Source organism: Mycobacterium sp. E2327, assembly GCF_001672675.1.
Taxonomy (GTDB): Bacteria; Actinomycetota; Actinomycetes; order Mycobacteriales; family Mycobacteriaceae; genus Mycobacterium.
The window spans coordinates 26,750-43,267 of record NZ_LZKE01000155.1; the positions used below are offsets into that span (position 1 = coordinate 26,750).

At 67.4% G+C, this 16,518-nt stretch carries 15 protein-coding genes; 4 read left to right on the top strand and 11 right to left on the bottom strand.

What is annotated here, in order from left to right; genetic code table 11:
• The first annotated feature begins 30 nt into the window (after positions 1-30).
• From A5712_RS18530 to A5712_RS18545, 4 genes are all read left to right on the top strand, one after another.
• Positions 31-1,779 (top strand): AMP-binding protein, encoded by a 1,749-nt coding sequence (locus tag A5712_RS18530; RefSeq protein ID WP_068107901.1) that lies wholly within the window; start codon positions 31-33, stop codon positions 1,777-1,779.
• Between the two features lie 115 nt (positions 1,780-1,894).
• The gene (locus A5712_RS18535; protein WP_068107903.1) at positions 1,895-2,953 is read left to right on the top strand and encodes a dihydrodipicolinate reductase; all 1,059 of its coding nucleotides are present in this window, start codon (positions 1,895-1,897) and stop codon (positions 2,951-2,953) included.
• A 144-nt stretch (positions 2,954-3,097) separates the two neighbouring features.
• Positions 3,098-3,535, top strand: coding sequence for an MmpS family transport accessory protein (locus A5712_RS18540; RefSeq protein ID WP_068107905.1), 438 nt, complete (start codon positions 3,098-3,100; stop codon positions 3,533-3,535).
• Positions 3,532-6,456 carry an RND family transporter gene (locus A5712_RS18545; RefSeq protein ID WP_068107907.1) on the top strand — a complete coding sequence of 975 codons (2,925 nt, stop codon included), beginning with the start codon at positions 3,532-3,534 and terminating at the stop codon, positions 6,454-6,456. Before A5712_RS18540 ends, A5712_RS18545 begins: the two co-directional genes overlap by 4 nt.
• Here A5712_RS18545 and A5712_RS18550 read toward each other — a convergent pair.
• The 11 genes from A5712_RS18550 to A5712_RS18600 form a co-directional block, all read right to left on the bottom strand.
• The gene (locus A5712_RS18550; RefSeq protein ID WP_068107909.1) at positions 6,439-7,275 is read right to left on the bottom strand and encodes a DegV family protein; all 837 of its coding nucleotides are present in this window, start codon (positions 7,273-7,275) and stop codon (positions 6,439-6,441) included. The two genes, A5712_RS18545 and A5712_RS18550, sit on opposite strands and share 18 nt — an antisense overlap.
• Before the next feature lie 58 nt (positions 7,276-7,333).
• Positions 7,334-8,077 (bottom strand): diglucosylglycerate octanoyltransferase, encoded by a 744-nt coding sequence (octT, locus tag A5712_RS18555; protein ID WP_068107912.1) that lies wholly within the window; start codon positions 8,075-8,077, stop codon positions 7,334-7,336.
• A complete protein-coding gene (gene gpgP, locus A5712_RS18560; RefSeq protein ID WP_068107914.1) occupies positions 8,067-8,741 on the bottom strand; it encodes a glucosyl-3-phosphoglycerate phosphatase in 675 nt (224 codons plus the stop codon). The genes octT and gpgP overlap by 11 nt, the downstream gene beginning before the upstream one ends.
• Positions 8,738-9,133 carry a ribosome silencing factor gene (gene rsfS, locus A5712_RS18565; RefSeq protein ID WP_068107916.1) on the bottom strand — a complete coding sequence of 132 codons (396 nt, stop codon included), beginning with the start codon at positions 9,131-9,133 and terminating at the stop codon, positions 8,738-8,740. Before rsfS ends, gpgP begins: the two co-directional genes overlap by 4 nt.
• A complete protein-coding gene (nadD, locus tag A5712_RS18570; RefSeq protein ID WP_082973513.1) occupies positions 9,130-9,789 on the bottom strand; it encodes a nicotinate-nucleotide adenylyltransferase in 660 nt (219 codons plus the stop codon). The genes rsfS and nadD overlap by 4 nt, the downstream gene beginning before the upstream one ends.
• Before the next feature lie 163 nt (positions 9,790-9,952).
• Positions 9,953-10,819 carry a PE family protein gene (locus A5712_RS18575; protein WP_068107917.1) on the bottom strand — a complete coding sequence of 289 codons (867 nt, stop codon included), beginning with the start codon at positions 10,817-10,819 and terminating at the stop codon, positions 9,953-9,955.
• A 158-nt stretch (positions 10,820-10,977) separates the two neighbouring features.
• The gene (locus A5712_RS18580; protein ID WP_068107919.1) at positions 10,978-12,423 is read right to left on the bottom strand and encodes a VWA domain-containing protein; all 1,446 of its coding nucleotides are present in this window, start codon (positions 12,421-12,423) and stop codon (positions 10,978-10,980) included.
• A complete protein-coding gene (locus A5712_RS18585) occupies positions 12,423-13,298 on the bottom strand; it encodes a MoxR family ATPase (RefSeq protein ID WP_068107921.1) in 876 nt (291 codons plus the stop codon). The genes A5712_RS18580 and A5712_RS18585 overlap by 1 nt, the downstream gene beginning before the upstream one ends.
• Before the next feature lie 28 nt (positions 13,299-13,326).
• Positions 13,327-14,574 (bottom strand): glutamate-5-semialdehyde dehydrogenase, encoded by a 1,248-nt coding sequence (locus A5712_RS18590; protein ID WP_068107923.1) that lies wholly within the window; start codon positions 14,572-14,574, stop codon positions 13,327-13,329.
• A gap of 46 nt (positions 14,575-14,620) precedes the next feature.
• The gene (locus A5712_RS18595) at positions 14,621-16,024 is read right to left on the bottom strand and encodes a mechanosensitive ion channel domain-containing protein (protein ID WP_068107925.1); all 1,404 of its coding nucleotides are present in this window, start codon (positions 16,022-16,024) and stop codon (positions 14,621-14,623) included.
• Positions 16,024-16,518 (bottom strand): adenylate/guanylate cyclase domain-containing protein (locus A5712_RS18600; protein ID WP_197519435.1); only part of this gene is annotated, 495 nt, incomplete at its 5' end. The genes A5712_RS18600 and A5712_RS18595, both read right to left, overlap by 1 nt.

Here is a 16,518-nt window from a genome sequence, read left to right on the forward strand (position 1 = left end):
ACGAACTACTACGGACGTGATGTAACCCCGATGGCTCAGTCAACAATCCTGTCCATGCTGCACGGACGTGCCAGCCTGCGGCCCGATGACGTGGCGTACACGTTCACCGACTACACCGACGATTGGGCCGGAGTTCCCCACAGCCTCACGTGGTCACAGGTGTCCCGCCGGACGCTGAACGCGGCACGCGAGCTCAGCCAGCACGGGTCGGTCGGAGACAGGGCGGTGATCCTGGCCCCCCAATCCCTCGACTACGTCGAGGCGTTTCTCGGAGCCATGCAGGCCGGGCTGATCGCGGTTCCGCTGCTGTTGCCGCACAAGGGCTCGAGCCATGAGCGGGTGAGTGCGGTCCTTTCCGATACGGCGCCCTCGGTGGTTCTCACGACGTCGTCGGTCGCCGAAGACATCGTCAAATACGTCGACGAGGCGCGCCTGGACACCGTTCCCAAGATCATCGAGATGGATTCGCTCAATCTCGACGCGGAGGGCGGAACGAGCGTTCGGGCAGCCGACATGCCCAGCATCGCCTATCTGCAGTACAGCTCGGGTTCGACGCGGGCGCCGACGGGAGTAATCGTCTCGCACCGCAATCTCCAGGTGAATTTCGAGCAGCTGATGCGCAGCTTCTTCGCGGACTCCCACGTCAAAGCCCCCGCGGATACCACGATCGTGTCGTGGTTGCCCTTCTACCACGACATGGGCTTGGTGCTGGGAATCTGCGCGCCGATCCTGGGTGGCTATCGCGGCGAGCTGACCAGTCCGGTTGCGTTCCTGGAGAGGCCGGCCAGATGGATGCGAGCATTGGCCGAGAATCCTCATGCCTGGTCGGCGGCACCCAACTTCGCCTTCGATTTGGCCGCCCGCAAGACGACCGATGCCGACCTGGCCGGGCTCGACCTCGGCGGGGTGCTGGGCATCATCAGCGGTGCCGAGCGCGTCGAGCCGGCCACGCTGCACCGTTTCGTTGACCGGTTCGCCCACTTCAACTTTCGCGACCACATGATGCGCCCCTCGTATGGGTTGGCGGAGGCGACCGTCTTCGTCACGGCGGGCACCTGGCATGAGTCGTCGAGCGCGGTCGCCTTCGACATCGACGAGCTGTCCGCGGGCCGCGCGGTGCGATGCGGGGAAGGGACCGGCACCGCGCTGGTCAAATACAAAGTGCCGCAATCACCCACGCTGCGGATCGTCGACTCGAACACCAACCGCGAGTGCGCGCAGGGCCTGGTGGGCGAGATCTGGGTGCACGGGCCCAATGTCGCCGACGGCTACTGGGGCAAACCGCTTCAGGAGCAGCGCTGCTTCGGCGCGACCCTCGCCGACCCGTCACCGGGCACACCCGAAGGCCCCTGGCTGAAGACCGGGGACCTGGGTTTCATCTTCGAGGGTGACCTGTTTATCGTCGGCCGCATCAAGGACCTGCTGATCATCCGTGGGCGCAATCACTACCCCGAGGACATCGAGGCGACCGTTCAGCAGATCACGGGCGGCCGAGTCGCGGCGATCTCGGTTCCGGTCAGCAGCACCGAGGAGCTGGTCGCCGTCGTCGAGCTCAAGAAGCGAGGCCATTCCCACGAGGACGCCCAGGACATCGGGCACTGGCTCACCTGCATCAAGCGCGACGTCACCTCCGCGATATCCAACGCGCACGGCGTGAATGTCGGGGACCTCGTTCTGGTGCCGCCGGGGTCGATTCCCACGACGACGAGCGGCAAGATCCGCCGCGCCGCGTGCGTCGAGCAGTACCGCCGCGACCAATTCACCCGGTTGGACGGCTAAGCCGAACCCGCGTGGGGACTCGGCCGGCCTCCCGTCGATCGGGACGACCGGCCCGCATTCTCGCGGGCCGGGTTCACTCATAATGGGTCCAATCGCACCGGCAAAGGAGCCCTCAATGAGCCCGACCAGCGCAGACCGTCCCTATCGCGTGATCCAGTGGACGACCGGCAACATCGGGCGGCGGTCGCTGCACGCCATCATCGGCCGCCCGGACATGGAACTGGTCGGGGTGTACGCCCACGGAGCCGAAAAAGTCGGGGTGGACGCCGCCGAGCTGTCCGGGTGGCCGGAGCCGACCGGGATCAAGGCCACTAACGACATCGATGCGCTGCTGGCGCTGCGACCCGACGCGTGCTGCTACAACCCCTTGTGGCCGAACGTCGACGAACTGGTGCGGCTGCTGGAGTCGGGCGTCAACGTGTGCACCAGCGCCGCCTGGATCACCGGCGGCAAGCAGACACCCCAGGACCGCAAGCGCATCCAGGACGCTTGCGAACGGGGCGGTGCGACGATCTTCGGCAGCGGAGCGCACCCCGGGATGACGAACATGGTCGGGATGGTGCTGTCCGCATCGTGCGAGCGCGTCGACGAGATCCGCATCACCGAGTCGGTGGACTGCTCGACGTATGAGTCGGCGGAAACGCAAACGGCGATGGGGTTCTCGCAAGACCCCGACACGCCGGGACTGGCGGAGAGCGTCCGCCGGGAAAGCGAGGTCTTCGCGGAATCGGCCGCGATGATGGCCGACGCGATCGGCGCCAAACTGGACAAAATGACGTTCGACGTCACGTTCACCGCGGCCACTGCCGACTCCGATCTGGGCTTCATGAAAATCCCCGAGGGAACGGTAGGCAGCGTCTACGGCTACCACCGCGGCTGGGAGGGCGACCGCAACGTGGTCAGCGTCGGATTCAACTGGACCATGGGCAGCCATGTGGTCCCGCCCAAACCGCTCGAGCACGGCCACGTCATCCAGGTGTTCGGCCTACCCAACATGCGCACCGTGCTGCACTGCCTGCCGCCGAAGGATTGGACGGAACCCGGCTTCATGGGACTGGGAATGATCTACACCGCGATGCCGGTCACCAATGCCGTCCCGGCCGTCGTCGCAGCCAGGCCCGGGATCGTCACGCTTGCCGATCTACCGCCGGTCACCGGCCGGGTGACGCACTAACCCAGCGTCGGCCGCCCCGCAAGCGCGGACCCAGAGGAACGGTTCCGTGCACTAGGTCTACGATGCTTAGCTGAGCAATGTATCGGCAACGGGTGTTGTCGGCGACGGCGGTGATCCGCAAGGGGCGAGCGGAAGGCGGTCAAGATGAAGGCCCTAACCCGGGCGCTCAGGCGAGCGTGGATTCCTCTGGTGTTGGTGGTCGTGCTCGCCGTCTCGGCCTTGGTGGTCTCGCGGCTACACAAAATTTTCGGGTCCCAGGACCTCAACGCGAATGCGGGCAAGGGGATCGAGATCGTGCAGTTCAATCCGAAGGTCGTCGTCTACGACATCTCCGGGCCGCCCGGATCCACCGCGAACATCAACTACTGGGACGAGAACGCCAACACCCACCAGATCAACAACGCGCCACTGCCCTGGTCGACCACCATCTCCACCACGCTTCCCTCGGTGAGCGCCAACATCATGGCGCAAAGCGACGGCAGCCGAATCAGCTGCAAGATCAGCGTGGACGGCGTGGTCCGCGACAGCCAGAACTCCGACGGCCATAACGCCCAGACCTTCTGCCTGGTGAAGTCCGCATGACCGACATCGACAGGTCGGAGCGCGACGCCAGCACGGCGGACACCGGTCCGATCACCACCCAGCGGCCCAGCATGGCGGACCGCGGCCATCGTCCGTATCTGCCCCACGCGATCCGAATCTTCGCGATACCAATCATTTTGGGCTGGGTGGCCATCACCGTGTTGGTGAACGTCATCGTCCCCACGCTGGAAAAAGTCGGCGAGGCGCATTCGGCGCCGATGGCCCCGCTGGACGCGCCGTCGATGAAGGCCATGATGCGGATGGGCCACAACTTCCGCGAATTCGACTCCAATAGCACCGTCATGATCGTGCTGGAAGGCCAACAACCCCTCGGCCCCGACGCGCACCACTACTACGACAACGTCATTCGCCAACTGCGCCAGGATTCCAAGCACATCCAGCACATCCAGGACTTCTGGGGAGACCGGCTGACCGCGGCCGGGGCGCAGAGCGCCGACGCCAAGGCCGCCTATGTGCAGATAAACCTCGCCGGTAATCAGGGCACCACGCAGGCCAACGAGTCCGTGGACGCGGTCCGCAAGGTAATCGAGGAGAACAAGGCGCCACCCGGTGTGAAGGCCTACGTCACCGGTCCCGCCGCGCTGTCCGACGACATGCACATCATCGGCAACGCCAGCCTCGCCAAGATCACCCTGTTCACGCTGGGCGCCATCGCGATCATGTTGCTGCTGGTCTACCGGTCCATCGTCACCACGCTGCTCCAGCTGTTCATGACCTTTGTCGCCCTGGCGTGTGCGCGGGGGGTCGTCGCGGTTCTCGCGTATCACAACGCATTCGGGCTCACCACCTTCGCTGCGAACATCCTCACCATGCTGGCGATCGCCGCCGGGACCGACTACGGCATCTTCCTCGTCGGCCGCTACCAAGAAGCGCTCGCCGCCGGTGAGGATCGAGAAAGCGCGTACTACACCACATTCAAGGGCGTCGCTCCCGTCGTCCTGGGTTCGGGCCTGACGATCGCCGGGGCGACCTATTGCCTGAGCTTTTCGCGGTTGCCCTGGTTCAACACCATGGGCGCACCCGTGGCGATCGGCATGCTGGTCGTGGTCGCGGCGGGACTGAGCCTGGGGCCGGCCGTGGTCTTCGTCGGCAGCCGCTTCCACTTCTTCGAAAGGCAGGCCAAGCGCGGTCGGCTGTGGCGGCGGGTGGGCACCGCGGTAGTGCGTTGGCCCGCACCGATTTTGGCCGTCAGTGGCGCGGTCGTGCTGGTCGGCATGATCGCACTGCCGAGCTACCACACGAGCTACAACGACCGCCATTACCTGCCGTTGTCAGCCCCCTCGAATCAAGGGCAAGAGGCCGCGAACCGGCATTTCTCCGAGGCGCGAATGAACCCCGACCTGTTGATGGTCGAGTCCGACCACGACATGCGAAACCCGGCCGACATGCTGGTGTTGGACCGGGTGGCCAAGAACGAGATGCGCACGCAGGGCATCGCCATGGTCCAGGACATCACCCGGCCGCTGGGAATCCCGATCCAGCACAGCTCGATTCCGTTCCAGAACAGCATCCAGAGCCAGACGACGATGCAGAACATGAGCTTCCTCAAGGACCGCATTGCCGACATCCTGCGGATGGCCGACGATCTACAGACCCAGATCGACACCACGCAACGCCAGTACGAGGTGTCGCTGGATTTGGCCAATGCCGCCGACGACAGCGCGAAGACCACCGAGGTGACGTCGCAGATCACCGACAAGTTGCGCGACCACATCGCGGATTTCGACGACACCTTCCGGCCGGTACGTAGCTACTTCTACTGGGAGAGGCACTGCTACGACATCCCGTTGTGCATCGGCATACGGTCCCTCTTCGACACGTTCGACGGCTTCGACCAGCTCGCCGAGCAGTTCCACTACCTCACCGCCGATATCGCGCACACCGCCAAGGCCACCCACGACCTGAATGCGCTATTCCCCGTGCTGATCTCGACCCTGAAGAACACCAGGGGCATCACGCTGACGCTCTACCAGACGTTCAAGGCGATGATCGATCAGATGGAGGCGATGAGCAACACCGCCATCGTGATGGGGCAGAGCTTCGATCAGTCCAAGAACGACGACTTCTTCTATCTCCCGCCGGAGGCCTTCGACAACCCCGATTTCCAGACGGGCCTACGCATGTTCCTGTCGCCCGACGGTAAGTCGGCCCGGTTCTTCATCACCCATCAGGGTGATCCGATGAGTCCCGAGGGCATCGCACGGGTCGACGCCGAACGCACCGCCGCGCAGGAGGCGTTGAAACAGTCCTCGCTGTCGGATGCCCAGGTGTATCTCGGCGGAACCGCCGCGACGTTCCGGGACATGGCCGACGGCGAAAAGTACGACCTGATGATCGCGGTGGTGTCGGCCCTGACGCTGATCTTCATGATCATGCTGCTGCTCACCCGCAGCGTGGTTGCCGCTCTGGTGATCGTCGGCACGGCGGCCAGTTCGATCGCCGCATCATTCGGGCTGTCGGTGCTGATTTGGCAGGACCTGTTCGGCATCAGAATCCACTGGATCGTGATGGCGCTGTCGGTCATCATCCTGCTGGCGGTCGGATCCGACTACAACCTGCTACTGGTGTCGCGGTTCAAAGAGGAGATCCACCACGGGCTCAAGACGGGGATCATCCGCTCGATGGCCGGCACCGGCGGGGTGGTGACCGCGGCGGGCCTGGTGTTCGCGTTCACCATGGCCGCGATGCTGGGCAGCGAGCTTCGGGTGCTGGGGCAGTTCGGGTCCACGGTATGCATCGGCCTGCTGCTCGACACCCTGATCGTGCGCACGCTGCTGATGCCGTCGATCGCCACCCTGCTCGGTCGCTGGTTCTGGTGGCCGCTCGTCGTGCACCCGCGCGGCGACTACGGCCGTCCCCCGGCCGTGGCGGCACCGGTGGCGTCAGGCGCCAGGAGCTAAGTCAAGGCACACCGCGACGGCCCCCGGGCCGACGTGCAGCCCGAGCACCGGCCCCAACGGGCTGACGATCGCCGGCTCGCAGGCGGGCAGCCGCCGCGCCAGCTCGGCCGCCACCTCGCTCGCGCCCTCCGGGTTGGTTACATGTTGCACCGCCAGGGCCGCGGAGTTCTCGCCGACGACCTCGCAAACCCGGTCGATCATCGCCGCGGTCGCGGCGGTCACGGTCCGCACCCGTTGGGCGAGAACGAGTTTGCCGTCATCGATGCGCAGCAGCGGCTTGAGCGCCAGCGCGGTCCCCAGCCACGCCGTGGCCCCGCCGATGCGTCCGCTGCGACGCAGGTTGTCCAGCCGGTGCACCACCACGAACGCGTGGCCGCGCGACACCGCCGAAGTGGCTGCGCCCGCGACGGCGCCCAGGTCGCCGCCGTCGGCCGCGGCGCGGGCGGCGGCCAGCGCCACGAACCCGGTTCCCATTGCGGCCGAGCGCGAGTCGACGACGCGCACGTTCGCGTCGAGGTCGGCCGCGGTCCGTTGGGCGGCGCCGTAGGTTCCGGACAGCGCCGAGGAAAGATGCACGGCGACCACGCCGTCGCCGTCGCTGTCGGCCAGCGCCTGCTGATAGGCGTTGGCCAGTTCGGCCGGGGTGGCCGCCGCGGTGGTCGCGTGCTGCTGGTAGATGTCGTCGGGGATGTCGTCCACGCCGTCGCGTAGGTCGCGGCCATCGAGCAGGATGTGCAACGGAACCACGCGGATGGCCCACTTTTCGAGCAGATCGGCGGGCAGGCGCGACGACGCATCGGTCACCACCACGACAGCCATGGGCGCCGCTCCTCCTCATCGCTTCGCTCTGCATCGTCGCCGGCGCGGGCCATGGCCGCTACCCGCGCGGCTTCTCGTTGGCAACGCCGGCTTCCGCCAGTGCCTTGAGCATCAGCTCCGCGACCGCCTGGTGGGCTTCGAAATTCCAGTGGATGCCGTCGGGATTGCCGCGCCCACTCATAACCTGTTCGGCCACAGCGGCTTTGAGATCCACCAGGGGAATGTCGTGTTGTTGCGCCCATTCCGTGATCGCGGCCACCGTCCCCGCGCGGCCGTGGTGGGCCTTGCCGTACGTCTCGGCGATGTGCACCGACGGCAGCGACGCCACGATCGGAATGCCCGGGCGGTTGAAATCGATTGCGCCGCGGGTCTGTTCGAGGTATTCGGCGCTCAGGTGCGGCGGCAACGCCGGTCGGGCCACCGGCGAGAGCCGGGGCTGCAGCCACGCGTAGCCGTCGCGGACCCAGCGCCGCAGCCACGGCGGCCGCACGTAGCGGATCAGCTCGCGCACCGCGGTCGGCAGCACCGAGGGCAGCGAATCCATCCCGCCGGTCGCGAAGATCACCGCACCCGCCCGGGGCAGCGCCGCCCAGGCCCGCGGGTCCTGCGTCGCCGCCCACCAGACATCGCGGCAAGTCCAGCCGATGCGCCCGATCAGCTCCACATCCCAACCCAGTTGGGTGGCAACGATATTCGGCCAGATGCGCGGGTCGTCCGCGGGCAGTCCCCCGGTGGGCCCGTAATAGGACAAGGAATCGGCGAACACCAACAGGGTGGGCCTCGCGCGCGCGTCAGAGGACATCGTTGGCGACCTGAGCAGAAGCGTTCCACACATCCAGGCGCCACCGGATGCTGCCGAAATCGACATCCGAGTCACCGGCATGCCCACTCAGTTGAGCCCAACTGGCGTTGCCCATGCCGCCCAGCATCGGCCAGTTGTCGACCGGCAGCTTGAGCAACGCGGCGGACAGGGCTGCGATCAGACCCCCGTGCGCCACCAGCACCACCGGTCGGTCCGGCCCGTCGGGGTCACCCCATTCCGGCTCGCCGGCCACCAGCTCGGCGACCACCGGCACGCTTCGCGCGGCCACGTCGACCCTGCTTTCCCCGCCGTGCGGCGCCCACCTGGCGTCGTCGCGCCAGGCCAGCCGCGCGCCGGGGGCGTGCGCGTCGACCTCGGTGTGCGTCAGCCCCTGCCAGTCGCCCAAATGGGTCTCGCGCAACCGGGGGTCCACCCGGACCGTCAACCCGGTCCGCTCCCCGAGCGTGACCGCGGTGTCGTAGGCGCGATGCAGGTCCGACGAAACGATCAGCAACGGCGGCAGCTTGCCCAGCACTTCGGCGGCGGCGACCGCCTGGGCGCGACCGAGTTCGGTGAGCGCGGAGTCCAGCTGCCCCTGCATCCGGCTGCCGGCGTTGAAGTCGGTTTGGCCGTGCCGGAGCATCACCAGGCGCCGGATCCTCATCGCGCGCTCGCCGAGTCTGCAGGACCTTCCGGGTCGTCGAGGTCGACCGAGATCACCGGGCAGTCGCCCCACAGCCGGTCCAGCGCGTAGAAGTTGCGGTCGTCCTGGTGCTGGATGTGCACGACGATGTCGCGGTAGTCCAGCAGCGTCCAGCGGCCCTCCCGGGCGCCCTCGCGCCGCGCCGGGCGGTAGCCCGCCTTGCGCATCTTCTCCTCGACCTCGTCGACGATGGCGTTGACCTGCCGCTCGTTGGACGCCGAGGCGATGACGAAGCAGTCCGTGATCACCAGCTGGCTCGAGACGTCGATGACGAGCACGTCGTTGGCCAGTTTCGAGGCGGCCGCGCCGGCCGCCACGGTGGCCATGTCGATGGCTTCCTGGGTGGCGGTCACGTGTTGTTTCCCGCCGCGAATGTCGTTGGGCGCGTATTGGGTTCGGCCGTTCGGTACAGGCGACGCTTCGACACGTATTGCACGACACCGTCGGGCATCAGGTACCACAGCGGGCGGCCCTCCTCGGCGCGCCGGCGGCAGTCGGTCGACGAGATCGCCAGCGCCGGAATCTCCACGAGGGTCAGCGCGTCCTCGGTCAGCTCGCCGAGGACGCCGGTGACGTGTTCGCGGCGCAGCTCATATCCGGGACGGCTGACGCCGATGAAGCGCGCCAACCCGAACAGCTCCTCCCAGCCCTGCCACGACAGGATCGACTCGAGCGCGTCCGCGCCGGTGATGAAGTACAGCTGCGATTCGGGGTTGAGCGCGTGCAGGTCAGCGAGCGTGTCCCGGGTGTAGGTGGGCCCGGCGCGGTCGATGTCGACCCGGCTCACCGAAAACCGCGGGTTGGACGCCGTGGCGATCACCGTCATCAGATAACGGTCCTCGGCGGCCGAGACGTGCCGGCTCTTCTGCCAGGGCTGGCCGCTGGGCACGAAGACCACCTGGTCCAGGTCGAACAGGTCGGCGACCTCGCTGGCGGCCACCAGGTGGCCGTAATGGATGGGGTCGAACGTCCCACCCATCACCCCGAGCCGGCGAAGCTGCTTTTGCACGATTTGCCAGCTTACTTGAGCTCAGGGGCGGCACCGATTCCCCAGCTAGGCGGCCTGGCCCGGCCCTTCAGTGGTAACCGACGCCACATCGCTCTGGGCGCCGGGCGCCACGCAAATCTCCGCGGCGACGCGGGCGCGGTGTCGTCCGACCACCACAAGACGACTAGGCGCCGGTGAGAGAACCCTCGACAGCGGAAATAAGGCCACCGAATTCCGTACCACCCAGCGGAATTGACGTCACCGTGCCGTCGGAGGAGGACAGCGTGAGCGTAACCGGCTGAAGAGGGGCGAGAAGCCCTCCGACGGGAACGCTGATTTCCGCCGACGTGTATTGCGTGCCCGGAGGCACCGGATACGACGCCGAGATGGTCTGTTGGCCAAAGAAGAAACTGCTCGCGGCATTAGTGGGAGTTTCGAGGAGCACTTGGGCGGCGGCGACTGGATTCCCGGTTTGCACTGCGTTGGCGAACGCCGCACCGCCATTTCCGAGCGTGAGTAGCACGTTGGCCTCGGGACCCAACGCGTCAAGGCCGAGCGCAAGCGGGGTGGGCACCTGCAGCGTTCCCCCGGTCACGGTGACCGTTCCCAGTAACGACGCCTCTCCGTCCACCGTCAGCAATATGGGACCGAACGGAGTCGGGTAATCGAAGACGGTAGCGCTGAACGGCATGGTTCCGATCCCGCTCAACGGATTCCCCAGCAACGCCTGGGCCGGGACCTTCCCAGCACCGAGCAAGGTCTGCTGGACGTTGGCGGCCTCGGCGCTCAGATACTGACCCAAACCGCCGGCTAACTTGCCGACGAACTGCTCATGAAACGCCTGCGCCTCGGCGCTGAGAGCCTGAAATTCCTGACCGAAGTCGCCGAACACCCGCGCGACCGCGATGGATACCTCGTCCTGAGCCGCAGCCACGACGCCAGTCGTGGGCAGCGCCGCCGAATTTCTGGCCGCGTCAAGCTCCGAGCCAATACCCGCCAGAGTCCTGGCAGCCTCAGAGGCACTGGCCGGGACCACGCTTACGAACGACATCGATCATCCCCCGCCGAGATCACCAACTAATCATCGAGCAACGCGGTTAAGTGGTGACCAATATCCGCTGTGCTGAAACCTGCCTAACGCGCTCGCCACAAATTGTTAACGCCGAAGGCACTGAGCAGGCCTTCGGGGAGGCCAGTGGATCCGCGACGTCACACCGGCAGCAGCTGGTCGATCACCGCCGCCAACTGCTTGGCGGACCGGCATTCGTGCATCGTGATGACCTCTTGGTAGCGCGGCACCGCCGAGTCGCCGCTGCCCCACAGGTGCTTGGGTTCGGGGTTGAGCCAGTGCGCATGGCGGCTGGCGGTCACCATGTCGACGAGCACGTCGATGGCCGGGTCGCGGTAGTTGGTGCGCCCGTCGCCGAGCACCAGCAGCGAGCTGCGCGGCGACAGCGCGTTCGGGTGCGCCTGCAGGAACGAGACGAACGCGTTGCCGTAGTCGGAGTGCCCGTCGCGGCTGTACACGCCGGCCTCACGGGTGATCCGCTGAATCGCCACGGCCAGGTCGGCTTCCGGGCCGAACATGTGGGTCACCTCGTCGGTCGTGTCGATGAACGCAAAGACCCGAACCCGGGAAAACTGCTGCCGCAGGGCATGCACCAGCAGCAGCGTGAAGTGGCTGAACCCGGCGACCGAGCCCGAGACATCGCACAGCACAACCAGTTCCGGCCGGGCCGGGCGGGGCTTGGCCAGCACCACGTCGATGGGCACCCCGCCGGTGGACATGGACTTGCGCAGCGTCTTACGCAGGTCGATGGTCCCGGCGCGGGAGCGCCGCCGGCGCGCGGCCAACCGGGTCGCCAGGGTGCGGGCCAGCGGCGCCACCACCCGTTGCATCTGGCGCAGCTGCTCGCCGGAGGCGCGCAGGAACTCGACGTTCTCCGAAAGCTGTGGGATGCCGTACATCTGGACGTGGTCGCGACCCAACTGCTCGGCGGTGCGCCGCTTGGTCTCGGCGTCGACCATCTTGCGCAGCTGCGTGATCCGCTGGGCCGCCAGCGCTTTGGCGATCTGCTCCTGGGTGGGCGTGGGCTCGTCGCCGTACGGCGCGAGCAGCCCCGCCAGCAGCTTGCCCTCCAATTCGTCCAGCGCCATCGCCTTGAGCGCCTGATACGACGAGAACGACGGGCCGCGGCTGGAACTGTATTTGCCGTAGGCCTCCACGATCCGGGCGATCATCGCGACGAGACGCTCGTCCATGTCGGCCAGTTCGGGGTTTTCGGTGAGCAGGTCCAGCAGCATCTGGCGCATCGCCTCGACGTCGTCGGGCGGCAGGGCGCCGTCCTTGGCCTCGCCGGCCTCCTCCTCGGTGACCACCGCGCGGGCGCCCAGCGCGGCGGGGAACCACAGGTCGAACATGGCGTCGTAGGTTTCGCGGTGGTCGGGACGGCGCAGCACGGCGCAGGCGATCCCCTCCCGCAACACCTCACGATCGGCCAGGCCGAGGGTGGCCATCACTCGCCCGGCGTCCACCGTCTCCGACGGACCCACCGAAATGCCTTGCGCGCGAAGCGCTTCCACGAAACCGACCAGGTGGCCCGGCAGTCCGTGCGGGGCGAGCGGGCGGCTGGGGCGGATGCGGCGGGCGGCCATCAGTTGAGCCTCAGTTCTCCCGCGGCGCGTTGCTGGTCGGATTGATGCTTGAGCACCACGCCGAGCGTGGCGGCGACCACCGCGTCGTCGATGGTGTCCAGGCCCAACGCAAGCAGCGTGCGGCCCCAGTCGATGGTCTCGGCGATGGACGGCACCTTCTTCAGCTGCATTCCGCGCAGCACCCCGATGATGCGCACCAATTCCTCGGCCAGGTGCGCCGGCAGGTCGGGAACCCGGGACAACAGGATGCGCCGCTCCAGGTCCGGGCTCGGGAAGTCGATGTGCAGGAACAGGCAGCGCCGCTTGAGCGCCTCGGACAGTTCGCGGGTGGCGTTGGAGGTCAGCACCACGAACGGCGCCCGCTCCGCGACGATCGTGCCCAGTTCGGGCACCGTCACGGCGAAGTCGGAGAGCACCTCGAGCAGCAGGCCCTCGATCTCGATGTCGGCCTTGTCCGTCTCGTCGATCAGCAGCACCGTCGGCTCGCTGCGCCGGATGGCGGTCAGCAGCGGCCGCGACAGCAAGAACTCCTCGCTGAACACGTCGTCCTTGGTCTGGTCCCAGTCCCCGGAGCCGGCCTGGATGCGCAGGATTTGCTTGGCGTGGTTCCACTCGTAGAGCGCGCGGGCCTCGTCGACGCCCTCGTAGCACTGCAGGCGCACCAGGCCCGAGCCGGTGGCCTGGGCGACCGCGCGGGCCAGCTCGGTCTTGCCGACTCCGGCGGGACCCTCCACCAGCAGGGGCTTACCGAGCCGGTCGGCCAGGAATACGGCCGTCGCGGTGGCGGTGTCGGGTAGGTAGCCGGTCTCGGCCAACCGCCGCGAGACGTCGTCGATATCGGCGAACAGCGGCGCCGGCCGGGCGGGCACACTCACGATGTCAGGTCTCCTAAGGCTTTGGACGTCAGGCCGGGCGGGTCTGCCCGTCTCCCCACGCGATCCACTTGGTCGAGGTCAGTTCCGGCAACCCCATCGGGCCGCGCGCATGCAGCTTCTGCGTGGAGATGCCGATCTCCGCGCCAAACCCGAACTGCTCGCCGTCGGTGAAGGCCGTCGAAGCGTTGACCATCACCGCGGCCGCGTCGACTCCGTCGCTGAACCGTTGAGCCGCAGCCATATTCGTCGTCACGATGGCCTCGGTGTGCCCGGTGCCGTATTCGTTGATGTGGGCGATCGCGGCGTCGACGCCGTCGACGACGGCCACCGCGATGTCCATCGACAGGTACTCGCGGCGCAGGTCGTCCTCACCCGCGTCCAGGTGAACCGTCACCCCCGCGTCCTGCAGGGCGCCGACCAGCCTGGGCATGGCCGTCCCCGCGATCGCGGCGTCGACCAGCAGCGTCTCGGCGGCGTTGCAGACGCTGGGCCGACGGGTCTTGGAGTTCAGCAGGATCCGTTCGGCCACGTCGAGGTCGGCGGACTCGTGCACGTACACGTGGCAGTTGCCGACACCGGTCTCGATGGTGGGCACCCGGGCGTCGCGCACCACCGCGTCGATCAGGCTCGCCCCGCCGCGCGGGATGACCACGTCGACCAGTCCGCGCGCCTGGATCAGGTGGGTCACCGTGGATCGATCGGCGGCCGAGAGCAGCTGGACCGCGTCGGCGGGCAGGTCCTCGCTGACCAGCGATCCGCGCAGCACGTCGACGAGGGCCTGGTTGGACTTCGCCGCCGACGAGCTGCCGCGCAGCAGCACCGCGTTGCCCGACTTGAGCGCCAACCCGAACGCGTCGACCGTGACGTTCGGCCGGCCCTCGTAGATCATGCCGACCACCCCGAGCGGGACCCGCTGCTGGCGCAGGTGCAGCCCGTTGGGCAGGGTGTAGCCCCGCAGCACCTCGCCGACGGGGTCGGGCAACCCGGCGACCTGGCGCAGGCCGGCGGCGATTCCGTCGACGCGCTTGCGGTCCAGGGCCAACCGGTCGAGCATCGCGGCCGGCGTCCCGGCGGCCCGGGCGGCGTCGAGGTCTTCGGCGTTGGCCGCCAGGATCCGCTCGGTGTGGGCGCCTATCGCGTCGGCGGCCGACTGCAGCGCCGCGTCCTTGGCGACGGTCGGCAACAACGCCAGCGCGCGGGCGGCGACCCGGGCGCGGCGCGCGGCGTCGTGGACCTCCCGGCGCAAGTCGGGGCGCGTCGGAGCTTGCAGACTCATTTATCCAGGGTAACGGTCCTTAGCGGGCCAGGTCAGAGCGGGCGGCTCACGCGACCCGCTCGCCGCGCCGCGCCTGGCGCACTTTGCTTTGCCGCTCTTCGAGGATGTGGCCGAAGTTCTGTAGCAGCAACGGTTCACGCATCACCAGGTGCTCGATGTGTTCGCGGTCGATCTCCAGCGCGGTCACTTCGTCGAGCGCATACGCGCTCGCCATGTTCGGCTGCCGGGTCAGCGCGGTCAGACCCAAAAACGAGCCCTCGAGCAGCGTGCTGATCGGGACGATCGACCCGTCGTCGGCCATCGCGGTCAGCTGCACGCGGCCCTCGACCAAAAACGTCATCCCGCCCGGAATCTGACCGGCGTATTCGACGGTTTCGTCCGCACCGTAGCGGACGAGTTTCGCGCACGAATGCAGCGAGCGTTGTTCGTCGGCGTTCAGCCGCAACGCCGGCGCCACCACCGTGCGCAGCGCCTTCTCCACGCGTTCGGGGGTCGAGTAGTCGTCGTCGCTGTTGTCCAGGTGCAGGTCTTCACGCCGTGCGGCGTACCAGACCCAGCGCAGAAAGGTCGCTTTCGCGGCGCCGTCGTCCGCGGGCGAGGTCAGCCCGATGGAGGTGCGGTATTCGCCGCCGCCGACGGGTACCGAGCGGGGCACCGTGTCGGCCTTCAGCTGCGGCAGCCCGAGGGCCACGCGCGTCAGCATGGCGCAGACCCGGTCGGGCGGGTCGGCGGACGAAAACGTGGTCGTCATGGCCAGTTTGTGGGTGCCCGCCGGCCGGCTCAGGTTGGTGAACGCCGTGGTGGCCAGCACCGAGTTGGGCGTGACGCGCATTCCGCTGCCGGTGTCGATGTGGACGGCCCGCCAGTTCACCTCGACGACGCGTCCCTTCGCCGTGCCGGTGTCCAGCCAATCGTTGATCCGGAACGGCTGCTCGAAGAGCATGAACAGGCCCGAAACGATCTGGCCGACGGAGTTCTGCAGCATCAGGCCGATGACGACCGATGTGACACCCAGCGCGGTAAAGAGGCCGCCGACCCGGACGCCCCAGATGTACGACAGGATCAGAACCAGCCCGACGCCGATCAGCGCGAAACGCGCGACGTCGAGAAAGATGGCGGGCATCCGCGCCCGCCAGCTCTCCTCCGGCGCGCCTTCGAACACGGTGGCGTTGAGCCCGGACAGCATCAGCACCAGCACCAGGAAGCCGAATACCGTGGTGAGGAGCCGCACCGGGACCTCGCCGGCGGGAATCTGCGACGCCTTGACGAGCAGCAGCAAGAGGGCGACGAGCGGCAGCAGGTAGTTGCGCAGCAGGCCAACCTGCCTGGCGACGCGGCTGTTCCGGCGGACCAGCGCGTGGTGCACCTCAGTAAGGAAGATCAGACCGATCGGGAACCCGATCGAGATGCCGATCGCCCAGTAGAACCATGAGGAGTTCCAGGCGTTCATCATCGCTCCGCCAACCGGTACATCGCCTGCTCGGTGCCGCCCACCGAAATCGTGCCCGCGGGCGTGAACTGCCGCACGTCGCGCATCGCCTCGTACACCGGGGTGCTGACGTAGATGCCGGGCTGCGGTGCGCCCCTGTGCATTTGGGAGGCGAGGCTCACCGCGGCGCCCCACATGTCGTAGACGAGGCTCGATCGGCCCACCAGCCCGCTGATGACGTTTCCGGTGTTGATGCCGACCCGAAGGCCCAGGTCGTGGCCGGTCTGGCTGTTGAACCGCTCGATGATGCGGCGCATCTCGACGGCGAAGTCAACGGTTCGGTGAATGCTGTCCAATCGTGGCGTGATCACCCCGCAGGTGGCGAGGTAGCCGTTGTGGAAGGTGCGGATCCGTTCGACGCCAAGGGTTTCCGCGGCCGAATCGAACTGCCGGAACAGCTCGTCGACGATTCCCACCAGTTCGTCGCCGGAAAGATCGTTGGAAAGCTCGTCCAG